The following is a 14,127-nucleotide window of genomic DNA, read 5'->3' as shown; positions in this document are numbered from 1 at the left end:
TGCGGGCGGCGGACCCGGCGGCCCTGAGCTCGTGGTACCGCGACTGCCTGGGCGTGGACGCCGACGACAACGGCCTGTGGCATCAGCAGGCCGGCCCGACCGTGTTGGCGACATTCGAGTCCGACACCGACTACTTCGGGTCCCGCACCCAGCAGGCCATGCTCAACTTCCGGGTCCGCGACCTGGACGCGATTCTCGCTCAGCTGCGTGCCAAGGGGGCTGACGTGGCCGCGGAAACGCAGGACATGGAGGGCGTCGGTCGATTCGGCTGGGTCACCGACCCCGAGGGCAACCGGATCGAGCTGTGGCAGCCCGTCTGACCACGCCCTCACCCAGCCGATGACATGCCTGCCTGACACAGCACTGATCCCGGCAGCCCTCGGAAATCGGCTGCCGGGACCCACGTGAAGGACAGTGATGTCCGTACCGGCTCCTGACCTATGCCATGTACTCGCGGTTCCCGAGGTGCTGCGGACGCGCCTTGGGCGCGGCGAACGGCTCTTCGAGCGTGTTCTCCACGCTGTTGTAGACGATGAAGATGTTGGACCGCGGGAAGGGCGTGATGTTGCCGTTGGACCCGTGCAGCAGGTTCGAGTCGAACATCACCGCCGACCCGGCGGGGCCGGTGATCTGCTCGATGCCGTGGCGCTCCGCCATCCGCGTCAGGTGCTCCTGGCCGGGCGAGCCCACGGTGATGCGGTGCACGCGCAGCGACTCCTTGTGGAACTCGGGCGGCGTCTCGCCGACCGACGGAATGAACGTCTTGTGTGTGCCCGGCATGACCAGCAGCGGGCCGTTGAACGCGTAGTTCTCGCTCAGCGCGATGGAAACGCTGAAGGCGCGCGGGCGGGGCATCCCGTCCTCGGCGTGCCAGGTCTCGAAGTCCGAGTGCCAGTCGAACTCGGCGCCGCCGAAGCCGGGCTTGTAGTTGACCCGGCTCTGGTGGATGTACACGTCGGAGCCGAGCACCTGTCGGGCCACGTCGACGAGCCGGGGCGAGTGCAGCAGCTGGGCGAAGACCTCACTCACCTTCTCGACCTCGAACACCGAGCGCAGTCGGTCGGAGTCCGGCTCCATCACCACGCGGTCGCTCGCACGCAGAACCGGGTCCCGCCCCAGGCGTTCCAGTTCGGTGCGGAAGACTCCCATCTCGTCGGCGGACAGCAGGTTGTCGCGGACGAGGTATCCGGTGGACTCGTAGCGGTCCACCTGCTCCTTGCTGAGCGGGCCCGGGCGGTCGCCCCACACGCTGGGGTCGACCCGCGGCTGCGCGACGGCCTCGCCGGCGACGCGGGTGGGGTACAGGTCGGGGCGCACGGTGGTGCTCATGCTGTGTGTCTCCTTCAGGAGGTGGTGGTGTGTGTGCCGAGGGGGGCGTCCAGCGGGCCTATGCGCTGGAGCACCTCGTCGTGGTGGCCCTCTCCCAGCCACTCCGCGGGGAAGAGAACCCGCTCGGTGACAACCGCGGCGCGGCGTCGGGCGTACTGCTTGAGGACCATGAGGATGGACCGGTTGTCGGCCGACACGCTGGCCTCGACGTAACGTGCGCCACGGGCGCGCTGCCGCTCGGCCGCGGCCTCGAAGAGCTTCACGCCGAGGAACGGAATGCCGTGCCGGGGGCTGACCGCGGTCTGCCACACGAAGTACGTCTCCGGCTCCTCGGGACGGCGGTAACCGGTGAGGAAGCCGACTATCTCGTCGTCGACGGTGGCCACCAGGCAGCAGTCGGCGAAGTCGCGGAACCACAGGATGTACGCGTACCGGCTGTTGGCGTCCAGGTTGGGCGTGTTCTTCACCAACTCCCATACTGCGGAGCCGTCTTCGGGGGTGGGGGTGCGGAAGACCGTCTGCGGCCGGGCCTGGGTCGGGGTGCCGGCTGTCGCCAGCGGGTTGGTCGTCATGTCAAGCCGCTTCCTCGGCGGTGGGCAGTGGATAGACGCCGTTCTCGTCGTGGTCCTCCCTGCCGGTGACGGGCGGGTTGAACACGCAGATGTAGCGGGAGTCGGTCCGGGGGCGCAGGGTGTGCCGCTCATGGCCGTCGAGGAGGTACATCGTGCCGGGGGTGATCCAGTGCTTCTCCCCGGTCTCCTCGTCGGTCAGCTCCGACTCGCCCTCGACGCACAGCACCGCTTCGATGTGGTTCGCGTACCACATCGATGTCTCGGTACCGGCGTAGACGGTGGTCTCGTGGAGGGAGAAGCCGACCTTCTCCCCGGCCAGAACGATGCGCTTGCTCTCCCAGGTGCCGGACGCCGACTTCACGTGGCGCTCGGTTCCCTCGATGTCCTTGAACGAACGGACGATCACGTCGCTGTTGCCCTTTCTGTGCGTGTTGTGCTCCGGTGGCTCATGCGGTTTCACGGACGGCGCGAGCGAGGGTCTTCAGGCCCTCGTCGAGCTCGTCGGGAGTGATGGTCAGGGCCGGCAGTACCTTCACGACTTCGCTCTCGGGGCCGGACGTCTCGATGAGCAGCCCGAGTTCGAAGGCGCGCCGAGCGACCCGGCCGGCCCGTGACCGGTCGTGGAACGCCAGGCCCCAGACCAGGCCTCGGCCGCGGTACTCCTTGACGCCGGCCGCGTTCTCCTCCGCGACGGAGACGAGCTCCCGCTCGATCTGCTCGCCGCGGGCTCTGGTCTGCTTCTCCATCACGGAGCCGTCCGCCCAGTACGTCTCCAGTGCGGCGGCGGCGGTCACGAAGGCGGGGTTGTTGCCGCGGAAGGTGCCGTTGTGCTCGCCCGGCTCCCAGATGTCCAGCTCGGGCCTGAACAGACAGAGGGACATGGGGAGTCCGTATCCGCTGATGGACTTCGACACGGTGACGATGTCGGGCACGATGCCCGCTTCCTCGAAGGAGAAGAAGGCGCCGGTCCGTCCGCAGCCCATCTGGATGTCGTCGACGATCAGCAGCATGTCCTGCCGTGCGCACAGGTCTGCCAGCGCCCGCAGCCACTCGGGGCGGGCGACGTTCACACCTCCCTCGCCCTGCACGGTTTCGACGATGACCGCGGCCGGGTGGTTCAGCCCGGAGCCCGAGTCCTCCAGGAGCCGCTCGAACCAGAGGAAGTCCGGGACCTGGCCGTCGAAGTAGTGGTCGAAGGGCATCGGCGTGCCGTGCACGAGGGGGACACCGGCGCCGGCGCGCTTGAAAGCGTTGCCGGTGACGGCGAGAGAACCCAGCGACATGCCGTGGAAGGAGTTGGTGAACGACACGACGGCTTCGCGCCCTTTCACCTTTCGCGCCAGTTTGAGCGCGGACTCCACGGCGTTGGTGCCGGTCGGTCCCGGGAACATGACCTTGTACGGCAGGTCGCGCGGAAGCAGCACGAGGTTGTGGAAGGTCTGGAGGAAGGACCGCTTGGCGGTGGTCGACATGTCCAGGCCGTGCGTGATGCCGTCGCGCATCAGGTAGTCGATCAACGCCCGTTTCAGTACGGGGTTGTTGTGGCCGTAGTTGAGGGATCCGGCACCCGCGAAGAAGTCCAGGTAGGCGTGACCGTCCTCGTCGTACAGGCAGCTGCCTCGGGCCCGGTCGAAAACGGTGGGCCAGCCGCGGCAGTAGCTGCGGACCTCCGACTCGAGGGTTTCGAAAACGCTCAGGTCCGGCTGGGTGGTGGTCATGCCGGCACCTGGCCGCCCAAGGAGGAGAGGGCGAAGGTGGTGAACGTGTCGACCGACACGAAGTCGTCCGCCTCCAGCTCCTCCGGGTCGACGACCAGCCCTATGGAGTTCTCCAGAGCCATGAGCATTTCCAGCATGGTGGTGGAGTCCAGGTGCAGATCGTCGAAGAGCCGGACCTCACCACTCAGCCCGGTGACCGGACGCTCCAGCACGTCGGTGAGAGCGGTCTCGAGCGCCTCGACAATGGTCTGACGGTTCATTGGAACTCTCCTCGTGATGGCTTGCTTCGTGACTGACGGGGGTGACTGGCGTGGCTACTTGTCGGTGGCTGTGGCTGTGGCTGTGCCGCTCCGATCGAGCAGGGCGGCCAGCTTCTTCCGGTCGACCTTTCCGTTTCCGTTGGTGGGCAGGGCGTCGAGCCGGACGCAGCGGCGGGGAATCTTGAACGGCTCGATGTGCTCCCGCATCCGGTCGCGTACGGCCTCGGCCTCCACGGCGTCGACGACCACGGCGAGGACCGCGCCCCGCTGTCCGTGCGGCGTCAGGACGGCCGCGGAGGTCACGCCCTCGACCCGGTGCGCCGCCGCCTCGACCTCTGTGGCGCTGATCCGGAAGCCCCGCTCCTTGTACAGGTCGTCGCGGCGACCGGCGAAGTAGAGGAAGCCCTGGTCGTCCAACCAGCCGTAGTCGCCAGTGCGCAGCTCGGGGAAAAGTCCCTCGGCGCGGAAGAAGCGTTCGGCGTCGAGGTCCGGACGCCGCCAGTACCCGGCCATCACGTTCGGGCCGCGGACCACGATCTGCCCGACCTCGCCGGGCGGCAGCCGCCGGCCGTCGTCGTCGATGACGTGGATCTGTGTGCCGGGCAGCGGATACCCGCAGGAGCCGGGGTGCTCCAGATCGCCGTCCGGCGGCATGATCGCCGCCCGTTTGCATTCGGTGAGCCCGTACATGACCTGAACGCGCAGGTGCGGCAGCGCCCGGCGCAGGGCACTCATGGTGCTCTCCGACAGCGCGGCACCGGTGTTGGTGAGGAGACGGAGGCGCCTGAGCGGTTCCGTACCGCTGCTCCGGCCGAGCAACCAGGCCAGCCGGTCGGAGACCGAGGGGACGCCGGGCAGGACAGTCGCCCCGGTCTGCTCCAGGTTGCGCAGCAGGAGCGGGCCGACCTCGGCTGTCGCGCCCAGGTGGAGCTGAGCCCCGCTCAGCGCGGCAAGGTACAGCTGGTAGAGGCCGTAGTCGAAGGAGAGCGGCAACGGGCAGAAGACGATGTCGTCGTCGCGGTAGTTCAGACAGGCCTGGATGGCCGACGCGGAGAACAGGACCTGCTGGTGGGTACTGACCACCGCCTTGGGCAGCGAGGTCGTGCCCGACGTGTAGATGAGGCACACCGGGTCGACGGTGAGGGCCTCCGGGGTGCTCGGGGCGGGAGAGGTGGCGCTGCCGTCGAGGGCGTCCCGGACGAGTTCGGCGATGGTCAGGCAGGACACCTGGTGCGCTGCGGCGGTTCGGCCGGCGTCCGGGGCGTCGGAGACAAGCAGGACCGGTTCGCAGTCGCGCAGGACGTGCTCCAGGGGGCCGCCGCGCACGTCCTCGTGCAGGATGCTGAAAACGGCGCCGAGCCGGGAGACGGCGTACACCAGGAGGGCCGTGCCCAGAGAGTCCGACGCGCTCACCACGACACGGTCGCCGCGGCGGACGCCCGCCTCGTGCAGCCGGCCGGCCAGGCGGACGCTGGCCCGGGCGGACTCGTGGTAGGTCAGCCGGGCGCCGCTGGTGCTCAAGGCGACGGACCGCGGGGCCCGTTCCGCGGCCTGATCGAGCAGATCGTGCAGCAGCAGAGGCGGTGCCGTCATCTCAGGACTCCTTCGCGGCGGTGGACGTCTTGACGGTGGGCTTGCGCCGGGGGACCACCGTCGTCGCGGTGGCCCTGCACACGGGGCGCGGGTCGCTGAGCACCCGGACGGCGCTTTCGCCGTCCTCCGGCCGGGCCTCTATGACCTTGTGCGCCTCCAGTTCGACCACCCGGCGCAGCCGGGTCCTGCGGACCACACGCCCGCGTACCTCCAGGTAGTCGCCCGGTCGTACCGGGGCGAGGAAGCGGACGCCGGAGTACTCGGCGAGGAGTCCCTCGTCGTCGTCGGTCCGCGCGGTGATTTCGGTGACGAGGTCCCCGAAGAGCCGCAGGACATGGGCACCGTCCACGAGGTCGCCCCCGTAGTGGGCGGCCTCCTGACCGACGCGGACGCGGAGGAAGGCGGAGACTTCGGCCTCCTCGGGAGGGTCCGCCAGAGACATGGGGACATCGCCCTTTCTGTGCGCTGAGGAATTCTCCGTACCGACCTGGGTCGGAGTCACTGGCATGGGATCGGCGGGCGGGACCACGCCGAGGGCCACGGCGGCGACCACGTCCCGCTTGTGCGTGATGGACAGGGCGATGGAACTGGGAGTGCTGGGCCCCAGGCCGGCCGCGCTGCCACGGAGCGAGACCACGGGTGAACCGTCGCCGGCCTGGTCCACGCAGATGTCGCGGGGGACGACGCCCTGCAGGAACCCGGTGCCCAGCACCTTCAACACGGCTTCCTTGGCCGCGAACCGTCCGGCGAGAAACTCCAGTCGCCGTTCCTCGCCCATGCGTTCGGCGCGGCGCACCTCCTCGGGAGCGAAGCTGAAGCGCAGGAACCAGGGCCACTCGACGAGACGGCGGAGTTCGGTGCGGTCCAGGACGTCCACGCCGATACGGACCGTTTCACCGCCCGCGCCGCTCATCGGCTGCCGACTCCGTCGTGCCCGAACCCGACGAGGTGCTGCTTCGCCAGCAGGTCCTCGGTCGTGTCCCGTTCCCGGACCAGCCGGGCGCGGCCGCGGTGGACCAGTACCTCGGCGGGGAAACCGTGGCTGAGGAAGAGGCCGGGGGAAGCGGTCGGCCCGTACGCCCCCGAGCGCTCCACGCCCAGCAGATCACCGGGTCTGACCGCGGGCAGTGGGAACTTCTTGGCGATGACGTCGTTGGGGGTGCACAGCGGACCGGTCAACGTGTAGGAGCACAGGGCGGGTTCGGCCGGGTGCCCGAGATGCCGTACGGGAAAGTTCCGCTTGACGAAGCTGCCGATGCCGACCGCCGCCATGTGGTGGTTGGTGCCGCCGTCGGCGACGATGAACCACTCGCCCCGGGACTGCTTCACCTCGCGGGCACGGACGACGTAGGTGCCGGCCGCAGCGGTGAGAAAGCGGCCCAGTTCCATGATCAGCCGGCACTTCGGATGCCGTGCGACGAAGGCGCCGACCGCTTCCCTCATCCCCGTACCGAGCGCGTCGAGGTCCAGGTCCTCCTCGTTGTCGAAGTACGCGACTCCGAGCCCGCCGCCGAAGTCCACTGTCTCCAGCGGTACTCCGAGCTGCCCGGCCAGGTCCTCGGCCATGGCGAGGATTCCAGCGGTGTTGCGGACGACGTCCGCATGGTGAAGGAACCGCGTGCCCATGTAGGCGTGGACGCCCCTGACCCGTACATGCTGCAGGTCAGCCAGGGTGTCCTTGGCCCGACGCACTTCCTCCTCGTCGATACCGAACTGCCGTGGCTTGCCACCCATGGCGAGCCCGGAACCCTTGCTGCCGAACGACGGGTTCACCCGGAGCAGCACCGGACACGGCTCGCTCACCCCGCGCTGCCGCGCGAGGGCGTCCAGCCGGACCAGTTCGTCCAGGGACTCACAGACCACGGCGTGTATGCCGGCATCCACACAGGCCGCCAGTTCCCGCGTGTCCTTGCCTGGCCCGAGAAAGATGATGTCCTGCGGAGCCACTCCCGCGCGCAGGGCGGTGACCAGTTCGGCGTGTGAGGAGACCTCGGCGCCGGCACCCTGGTGGCCGAGGAAGGCGCACACGCTGATGTTCGGGTTGGCCTTGAGAGAGTAGAAGACATCCACCTCCTTCGGCAGCCGGGCCCGCAGCCCGCGGTAGGTGGCCTCCAGGACATCGGCGTCGTAGACGAACAGGGGGGTGCCGAACTCTTCGGCGAGGGCGGTGACCGTGACGCCCTGGAACCGGGCTTCACCGCCGGTCGTCGGACTTCCTCGGCCTTCGTCGGCGCTCATGCGGCGGCCTCTTTCTGGAGGGTGGCGCGGTGGGGGAGCTGGGCGAGGGCTGACCGCACGACGGCTACTGCCAGCCGGGCTCCTCGCTCGGTCCCGTGGTGTCCGAGTCGGCGGACAGCGCGGACGTCTGCACGGCGGCGGCGACACCGGAGTCCGCAGTGTTCTGAGCGACGTGTCCGGCAGCGACCGCTACGGCGAATATGCCGGCGGAAATGATGGAAAGGATGCGCTTCTGCATTATCTGAATCCCTCGGATCTGCGGGTTGCGTTGCCTCTCGAAGAGAATTCTTCGCAGCCTCGGCAGCTCCCGGAAAGAGCAATTCGATGGCCAGAACCGACCTTGGCCCGTTCAGGCCCCCGCACCCTGCCCGCGACCCGGATTCACCCCGCCCTCGGGCCACATGATTTCAGGGTGCATCAAAGGCGCTTCCGCCCGCCGCAGACGCCACGCCCCGAGCCCTGGATGACGGGCTGCGGCGCGCCGCCACAGTCGCTCCGCCGCCGCTTCGGCAACAGCCAGGTCAGGGCTGAGCAGGAACAGGCCCAGGACCGGATACGGCCGGGCGGAGGCATGTACGGCGACGTGTTCCAGCCCGTCCTCGGCGGTGGCGCCGGACCGGAGCAGACCGGCGATGTCGCCGGGCAACGGGGCATTGCCCGCACACGGATCAAGGGTGAGATGAACGAGAAACATACGACGACTATGTCGCGTACGGAGCATTGTCACGATGCGTTACTGCTGGACGTTTTATCTCTTGGCCTGAACCGGCCAAGGAATAACCTTGGAATCCGAAATCCTCTTGGCGAACTCCCCTGAACCGGCGAAGGCCTGCTGCCGTCCGGTCGACGGCAGCAGGCCTGGAAGTCCCGGCTCTGAACGAATGTCCGACAGCGCGCGGATCAGCTGTCGATGAGTCCTCTCTGAGCGGCATGCACACCGGCCTCGAAACGGCTGCGTGCATCAAGGTGCGTCATGAGACCGGTGGCCATGCGTCGCGCCGTACGGTAGGAAACGCCCAGCCGTTTGGCGACCGTCTCGTCGGTGGCACCCTGGGCCAGCAGCTTCAACGCCTCGCGCCGCTGCGGAGTGAGAGTGTCACCGGAGGGTTCCTGGTGTTCCTGGACGGTGGAACCGAGCGGCTCGGCCGTCTGCCAGATGGTGTCGAAGAGGGAGCACAGAGTGACCAGAACGCCCGGCGTCCGGATGGTGACGGCCCCGGCCGCGGTGTTCTCGCTGTCCGTGGCGAGGACGGCGACCCGGCGGTCGGAGATGACCACCCGGTTGGGCAACGTGGGTACGACCCGCACCTGGGCGCCGACGGAAGTGAGCCACTCGGCGTGCGTGACGGTCGCCGGGTCGTTGCGGATGCTGTCCAGATAGATCGTCCGTATGGTCACGCCACGGGCTAATAACTTCTCTGTCAACGGCCGGGAGTTGCGCATGTTCTCGGGGGTCTGCGGCCCACCCGGCGCGAAGCTGATCAGCTCCGACTCGACGCTGCTGCTCATCATCGCGAGGTGATCGCGGATGTGGTCCAGACTCTTGAGGTGTTCCACGTCGTCGTGGAGGGAGTTGGGGGTGTGGCCGGCGAACTCGGAGATGAGCCGGACAGCTGCGGCCCGACTCTCCTCCAACTGTTGCTGCTGCGCGGCGACTTCCGCCTGCTTCCGGGCCAGCAGGATCTCCATGGCGAGGTGCGGTCTGACCGCGTACACGTACTGTGCGTCCCTGCTCGTGGGACGGATGAGCCCCAACTCGCTGAGCTGGTCGAGTGTGGCCTGTACGACGCTCTCGGTGAGGCCCAGTCGGCCGCACAGCTCCGTCACACCATCGTCGGGATGCTTGAGCATCCCCCGGTACACAGCCTCGGTCACGGTATCGAGCCCAAGAACGTCAAGCATGTCCCAGCCTGTCTTGAGACACCTTGTAGACCCCCTCGTTGCTTCTCACTTCTTGCTCAGGTGTTCCCCCAGGCCCCTAACCAGAACCGAACATGCCAAACCCCCAAGGTGTCTCGGCAGTCAGCTACAGGTACGGGCGGGTGATCAGCTCGATCGCGTGGCCGCCGGGGTCCTTGAAGTACACGCCCCGGCCGCCGTGCTCGGTGTTGGTCTCGCCCGGGCGTCGCATCTGGGGGTCGGCCCAGTGCTCGACGCCGTCGTCGCGGAGGCGCTGGTACGCGCGGTCGAACAGCTCGTCGTCGATCAGGAACGCGTAGTGCTGCATCTGGATGTCCACCGGCGGCTCGGCGAACTGCAGCAACACCCCGTCGGAGAGCTGGATGTTGATGAACGGACCCCAGGACGGCGCTTCCGGCAGTTCCAGCAGCTCGCGGAAGAAGCGGGCCGACTCGTGGCGGTCCCTGGCGGCGATGATGGTGTGGTTGAACGTGACTGTCATTCGGCTGACCTCAGTGACTTGGCGACACGGAAAAGGGACTCGTGGTGCACAAGTACTGGGAGGTCCGCGGGCCGAAGCGTCTGCCGAATCGAGCGGGTGCCTTCGCCGCACCCGCCGAGTGATCAGCTCTCCACCGGATAGCCGATCCGTGCGTGGCGTCGAAGCGCCGGTCCGGTGTTCATGCCGGTGACGCTACTTGATCCGGCCGACCACGACAACGGGCTGACGGCCGCCGGTTGGGCCTCCCCGGGGAGGCCCACGCCGCTGTGCCCCTATACCGAGACCCGCCCGTGGCACCCCTCGTAGGCCGACCCCGACCCGCACCAGCACTCGGCGCCCCGCTGCGGAGGCCACACCACGGCCAACCCCCGGGCCGCCAGAGTGGTCGCGTACTGCGGCAGCAGTGCCACCTCCCCGGGGGAGGCCTGCTCCGACGCCGCGAACGCCTCGTAGGAGGGCACCGTCCCGGTCACGATCCCCAGGTTCGCCGTGCCGGACGCGGCCAGCTCGCGCAGGGACGCCTCTATCGTCGCGAGGTGCTCCTCATGCGAGGGGTACTCGTCCGCCAGGCCCGGATACGCGGCGACCAGCTCCGCCAGTTCCTCCGCCGGCCAGTGCAGTACCGCCACCGGGAACGGGCGGGACAGCGCCTCCCTGAACGCGCCCAACTCGGCCCGCAGGCGCGAGATCTCGGCCTGCAGCTCCGCCGGGTTGTCCGAGCCCAGGGACCAGACGCGCTTGGGGTCGTGGAGCTCGTCCAGCGACACCGACGACGAGTGGAGCGTGTCCGCGAGCCTGTCCCAGTCGTCGTGGGCCACGCCCAGCATCCGGCGTACGCGGTGGCGGCCGTAGAGAAGGGGATGGGTCGAGTACGGGGGTTCCTGCGCGTCCGAGACCAGGAGGCGGGCCGCCTGTGTGAACGTCTCCTGGGCCGCCTCCAGCTCGTCATGGGACTCCAGGGACTCCGCGACGATCACCCAGGGGGCCGGATCACGCGGGGCCTCGGCGCGGACGCCGTCGATGATCGCCCGGGCCTCGGCCTCGTGGCCGTACTCCCACAGGTTCGACGCCTTGAGGGCCCGTACGAGATGGGGGCTCTCCAGGGCGATCGGGGACTGGAGCAGGCGGTCGTACAGGGCTGTCGCGGCGGGGCGGTCGCCGGCCAGTTCCAGATGGGCCGAGGCCTGCACGAGCAGGTGTTCGGCGTCCTCGGGGTAGAGGCCGGCGGTCCGCTCCAGGCGGGCCGCTTCGGCGATGTGGTCGACGTTTTCCGGAGGCGTGTCGGGGCGCATGGGATCACCGTACTGCCGACGCCCGTCAAAGAAGAGGGGCGTCCATGAGAGTGGTCGCCGGGAGGGGAGGCGACCCGGCCCGGCGGCGCCTCCCCTCCCCAGCGACTCCCCTCAGGCTCCTCGGCGACTCAGATGGTCACCCCGTCCACCTGCAACGTCTGCACCGCGCCCGCCGAGAACGGCACCGCCACGGTCTTGCCGCTCAGGAACCTGTCCGAGCGGGCTGTGTAGAGGTCACCGCCGCCGCCCGTCACCGTGTTCCAGCGGGGGACCACACCGCCCGAACCGCCCGTCACCGTGGTGAAGTTGCCGAGGTTGAAGGTCAGGGTCTGGGCCGACGTGGACGTGTTCAGGGCGACGATCACCAGGCGCTTCGCGCTAGCGTCGTACGCCGCCACCGCGTAGTCGACGCCCGTGTCGAGGATCGTCATGCCGGGGCGGATGTGGCGGCTGAACTGGGCCATCACGTAGTGCTTCGTCTGGACCGTCGTCGGCTGCAACGTGTTCTCGTCGTAGGCGACCATCGCCCACCCCGCCGTCGGGTCCATGACCTGCCAGTACACCCAGGCCGTGGGGTGCAGCCAGCGGAAGTCCAGGAGGAGGTTCGACGCCAGGGTCCGGCCGGTCCCGTCCTTGTCGCCCGTCTCCGAGTTCCACAGCTTCTTGCCGGACGTCGTCACCACGTCCGTGTAGAGGAGGTCGCGGCGGCCCCCGGAACCCTGGTAGCCGTGCACGTTGACCTGGTTGACCAGGGCCTTCGTCGACGAACCGAAGGCCGCCCAGGTCGAGCGGGCCGTGTCGTAGTTCGTCTCGTCCGAGGCCGAGATCCTGATCCCCGTCAGGCCTCGCTTGTCCAACTCGCTTCGCATGTACGGGAGTACGGCCGCCTGGACCGTCGAGTCCATGTGGCAGCCCTCCTGCGTACCCGTGGCCGTCCACCAGTTCGACGAAGCCTCGTTGAAGGGGTCCACCGTCGCGAAGTTCACGCCCCAGTTGTTCTTGGCGTACAGGGCCACGGCGGCCAGGTGCGAGGCGTGCTGGCGGTAGTTCCAGGTCTGCAGGTTGTTGCCGCCGCCCGAGGCGCCCGACGGGTTGTGGTTCGAACACATCCACCACATCGGCGAGTTGGCGAACAGCTCGGTGGTCGCTCCGCGCGCCACCGCCTTCGTCAGCGCCGCCCGCTGCTTCGCGTCGGCGGACCATTTCCAGGCCGAGGACGTGGGGTCCTCGTTGTTCCAGTCCTGCCAGAAACCCTCGATCTGCTTGAACGCCGGGATGTTCGGCGACGCCACCATCGTCGTGCCGCCCACACTGTTCCAGCTGGACGCGCCGAGGTTGTAGCGGGCGATGTTCAGTCCGAGGCCGGGCAGCGAGGTCCCGTTGTACGTCACCGACTTGGTGGTGAAGAAGAGGTCCGCGAAGTCGTCCCGGGCGCCGAACACATTCGCCCACCAGGCGAGCGAAGTGCCCCAGCCTTCCCAAGTCCCGTACTTGGTAGCGGGATTGACTGTGATGGTCGCGTCGGCTCGAGCGGTGCCCGTTGCCAGGGCGCTGCCGAGGACCGTGCCACCTGCCGCAGCCAGCAGGGATCTGCGTCGGATCATGACTTCTCCGTCCGGATTACGACCTTCCGTTCATGTCACGAGGAAGCATCAGGTGCGGTGAGCGATTCTGTCGAGAGTTGTGACAGCCCTTTCTAAAACCACTGGACAAAGGGGGCCGACGGGGATCGGACGGACAGGTCCGGCGCCGGACGGGCCTGGCTACTTGGAGAGGTCTGCCCTATCGTGCGGCCGGGCGCCCCCGTGAACGGGCGGCGAAGGAGGCGTACGCATGCGGGCTCGGGCTCCTGTGATACGGCACCGGACACTCCGCCGGCGTGCCCTTCGCCGCCGTGCGCTGTGGAGCTGCGGCGAACTCCTCGTCACCCTCGGCACGGTCCTCGCCCTCCTCGTCGTCCACCAGCTGTGGTGGACCAACCGCCAGGCCGAACAGGGCGCCCAGCGCGAGGTGCGCGCGCTGGAGAAGGAGTGGGGTAACCCCGCCGGTCCGGGCGGGAGCCCGGAGGATCCGGCGAACCCGGTGAGCGGCTCGGACTCCGGCTCCGACAGCCCGGCCGGGTCCTCCGGCACTGCCGGCCAGGAAGGCACCCGTTTCACCAACTCCCGCTCATCCAGCGCGAGTTGGTCGCAGGCGTACGCCATCCTCAGCATCCCCCGGCTCGGTCTGCGCGTCCCCGTCGCCGAGGGCGTCAGCAAGCCGGACGTTCTCAACAAGGGGTACGTCGGCCACTACCCCGGCACGCAGCAGCCGGGCCGGGCCGGCAACTTCGCCCTCGCCGGGCACCGCAACACCCACGGCGAGCCCTTCCGGTACATCAACCGGCTGCGGCGCGGGGACGCCGTGCGGGTCGAGACGGCCGACGCGGTGTACACGTACACCGTCGACCGGACACTTCCGCAGACCTCCGCCCGCGACGACGGCGTGATCAGGGCCGTCCCCCGCTCCACCGTCAGGCCGGCCTACGGCTACCGCACCCCTGGCCACTACCTCACCCTCACCACCTGCACCCCGGAGTACACGTCCCGTTACCGTCTGGTCGTCTGGGGCACGCTCACGTCGATGCGACCCCGCTGAGCCGACCCGGGCATCCTGGACCGGGCATCCTGTATAACGAACAGCAGAGCCGACAATCAGCGTCGGTTGTCAGTCGTACGTTCGAGA

At 68.6% G+C, this 14,127-nt stretch carries 16 protein-coding genes; 2 read left to right on the top strand and 14 right to left on the bottom strand.

Annotated elements, in window-relative coordinates; all coding sequences use genetic code 11:
- The coding region (locus tag STRTUCAR8_RS03400; RefSeq protein WP_006373988.1) for a VOC family protein at positions 1-320 on the top strand (320 nt) is incomplete at its 5' end.
- A gap of 118 nt (positions 321-438) precedes the next feature.
- Here STRTUCAR8_RS03400 and thpD read toward each other — a convergent pair.
- From thpD to STRTUCAR8_RS03340, 14 genes are all read right to left on the bottom strand, one after another.
- A complete protein-coding gene (thpD, locus tag STRTUCAR8_RS03395) occupies positions 439-1,329 on the bottom strand; it encodes an ectoine hydroxylase (RefSeq protein WP_006374000.1) in 891 nt (296 codons plus the stop codon).
- 14 nt (positions 1,330-1,343) lie between these two features.
- Positions 1,344-1,901, bottom strand: a complete 558-nt coding sequence (gene ectA / locus STRTUCAR8_RS03390) for a diaminobutyrate acetyltransferase (RefSeq protein WP_006374013.1) — start codon at positions 1,899-1,901, stop codon at positions 1,344-1,346.
- A 1-nt stretch (position 1,902) separates the two neighbouring features.
- Complete coding sequence (locus tag STRTUCAR8_RS03385; protein ID WP_006373996.1) at positions 1,903-2,307, bottom strand: ectoine synthase; 405 nt, start codon at positions 2,305-2,307, stop codon at positions 1,903-1,905.
- A gap of 40 nt (positions 2,308-2,347) precedes the next feature.
- Positions 2,348-3,619 carry a diaminobutyrate--2-oxoglutarate transaminase gene (gene ectB, locus STRTUCAR8_RS03380; protein WP_006374001.1) on the bottom strand — a complete coding sequence of 424 codons (1,272 nt, stop codon included), beginning with the start codon at positions 3,617-3,619 and terminating at the stop codon, positions 2,348-2,350.
- Entirely contained in the window at positions 3,616-3,879 is a 264-nt protein-coding gene (locus tag STRTUCAR8_RS03375; protein WP_006374009.1) for a phosphopantetheine-binding protein, read from the bottom strand. Before STRTUCAR8_RS03375 ends, ectB begins: the two co-directional genes overlap by 4 nt.
- A gap of 54 nt (positions 3,880-3,933) precedes the next feature.
- Entirely contained in the window at positions 3,934-5,472 is a 1,539-nt protein-coding gene (locus STRTUCAR8_RS03370) for a class I adenylate-forming enzyme family protein (RefSeq protein ID WP_006374003.1), read from the bottom strand.
- Between the two features lies 1 nt (position 5,473).
- Positions 5,474-6,385 (bottom strand): 4'-phosphopantetheinyl transferase superfamily protein, encoded by a 912-nt coding sequence (locus STRTUCAR8_RS03365; RefSeq protein WP_006374005.1) that lies wholly within the window; start codon positions 6,383-6,385, stop codon positions 5,474-5,476.
- Complete coding sequence (locus STRTUCAR8_RS03360; protein WP_006373992.1) at positions 6,382-7,710, bottom strand: type III PLP-dependent enzyme; 1,329 nt, start codon at positions 7,708-7,710, stop codon at positions 6,382-6,384. Before STRTUCAR8_RS03360 ends, STRTUCAR8_RS03365 begins: the two co-directional genes overlap by 4 nt.
- A gap of 64 nt (positions 7,711-7,774) precedes the next feature.
- Positions 7,775-7,948: a hypothetical protein gene (locus tag STRTUCAR8_RS52300; protein ID WP_006374010.1), complete on the bottom strand. Its 174-nt coding sequence runs from the start codon at positions 7,946-7,948 to the stop codon at positions 7,775-7,777.
- A gap of 111 nt (positions 7,949-8,059) precedes the next feature.
- Positions 8,060-8,404, bottom strand: a complete 345-nt coding sequence (locus STRTUCAR8_RS52295; protein WP_143666463.1) for a hypothetical protein — start codon at positions 8,402-8,404, stop codon at positions 8,060-8,062.
- Positions 8,405-8,610: 206 nt separating this feature from the next.
- Complete coding sequence (locus tag STRTUCAR8_RS03355; protein WP_006373986.1) at positions 8,611-9,612, bottom strand: helix-turn-helix transcriptional regulator; 1,002 nt, start codon at positions 9,610-9,612, stop codon at positions 8,611-8,613.
- Between the two features lie 124 nt (positions 9,613-9,736).
- Positions 9,737-10,111 carry a VOC family protein gene (locus STRTUCAR8_RS03350; protein ID WP_006374011.1) on the bottom strand — a complete coding sequence of 125 codons (375 nt, stop codon included), beginning with the start codon at positions 10,109-10,111 and terminating at the stop codon, positions 9,737-9,739.
- A gap of 272 nt (positions 10,112-10,383) precedes the next feature.
- Positions 10,384-11,403 carry a tetratricopeptide repeat protein gene (locus STRTUCAR8_RS03345; RefSeq protein ID WP_006373993.1) on the bottom strand — a complete coding sequence of 340 codons (1,020 nt, stop codon included), beginning with the start codon at positions 11,401-11,403 and terminating at the stop codon, positions 10,384-10,386.
- A gap of 128 nt (positions 11,404-11,531) precedes the next feature.
- Positions 11,532-13,007, bottom strand: a complete 1,476-nt coding sequence (locus STRTUCAR8_RS03340; protein WP_006373997.1) for a glycoside hydrolase — start codon at positions 13,005-13,007, stop codon at positions 11,532-11,534.
- Between the two features lie 229 nt (positions 13,008-13,236).
- Here STRTUCAR8_RS03340 and STRTUCAR8_RS03335 point away from each other — a divergent pair, with 229 nt between their 5' ends.
- Positions 13,237-14,040, top strand: coding sequence for a class E sortase (locus STRTUCAR8_RS03335; RefSeq protein WP_006374002.1), 804 nt, complete (start codon positions 13,237-13,239; stop codon positions 14,038-14,040).
- The last annotated feature ends 87 nt before the right edge of the window (positions 14,041-14,127 follow it).

This window comes from Streptomyces turgidiscabies Car8, assembly GCF_000331005.1.
Lineage (GTDB): Bacteria > Actinomycetota > Actinomycetes > Streptomycetales > Streptomycetaceae > Streptomyces > Streptomyces turgidiscabies.
The sequence above is the reverse complement of the archived record's forward strand: the minus strand, read 5'-3'. Positions and strand labels throughout refer to the sequence as shown.

What these genes read in the sequence shown, in the direction of transcription:
- STRTUCAR8_RS03355 (WP_006373986.1), bottom strand. Translation starts at nt 9,612, where the DNA reads ATGCTTGACGTTCTTGGGCTCGATACCGTGACCGAGGCTGTGTACCGG.
- STRTUCAR8_RS03340 (WP_006373997.1), bottom strand. Translation starts at nt 13,007, where the DNA reads ATGATCCGACGCAGATCCCTGCTGGCTGCGGCAGGTGGCACGGTCCTC.
- STRTUCAR8_RS03345 (WP_006373993.1), bottom strand. Translation starts at nt 11,403, where the DNA reads ATGCGCCCCGACACGCCTCCGGAAAACGTCGACCACATCGCCGAAGCG.
- STRTUCAR8_RS03335 (WP_006374002.1), top strand. Translation starts at nt 13,237, where the DNA reads ATGCGGGCTCGGGCTCCTGTGATACGGCACCGGACACTCCGCCGGCGT.
- ectB (WP_006374001.1), bottom strand. Translation starts at nt 3,619, where the DNA reads ATGACCACCACCCAGCCGGACCTGAGCGTTTTCGAAACCCTCGAGTCG.
- ectA (WP_006374013.1), bottom strand. Translation starts at nt 1,901, where the DNA reads ATGACGACCAACCCGCTGGCGACAGCCGGCACCCCGACCCAGGCCCGG.
- STRTUCAR8_RS03370 (WP_006374003.1), bottom strand. Translation starts at nt 5,472, where the DNA reads ATGACGGCACCGCCTCTGCTGCTGCACGATCTGCTCGATCAGGCCGCG.
- STRTUCAR8_RS52295 (WP_143666463.1), bottom strand. Translation starts at nt 8,404, where the DNA reads ATGTTTCTCGTTCATCTCACCCTTGATCCGTGTGCGGGCAATGCCCCG.
- STRTUCAR8_RS03375 (WP_006374009.1), bottom strand. Translation starts at nt 3,879, where the DNA reads ATGAACCGTCAGACCATTGTCGAGGCGCTCGAGACCGCTCTCACCGAC.
- STRTUCAR8_RS03350 (WP_006374011.1), bottom strand. Translation starts at nt 10,111, where the DNA reads ATGACAGTCACGTTCAACCACACCATCATCGCCGCCAGGGACCGCCAC.
- thpD (WP_006374000.1), bottom strand. Translation starts at nt 1,329, where the DNA reads ATGAGCACCACCGTGCGCCCCGACCTGTACCCCACCCGCGTCGCCGGC.
- STRTUCAR8_RS03360 (WP_006373992.1), bottom strand. Translation starts at nt 7,710, where the DNA reads ATGAGCGCCGACGAAGGCCGAGGAAGTCCGACGACCGGCGGTGAAGCC.
- STRTUCAR8_RS52300 (WP_006374010.1), bottom strand. Translation starts at nt 7,948, where the DNA reads ATGCAGAAGCGCATCCTTTCCATCATTTCCGCCGGCATATTCGCCGTA.
- STRTUCAR8_RS03365 (WP_006374005.1), bottom strand. Translation starts at nt 6,385, where the DNA reads ATGAGCGGCGCGGGCGGTGAAACGGTCCGTATCGGCGTGGACGTCCTG.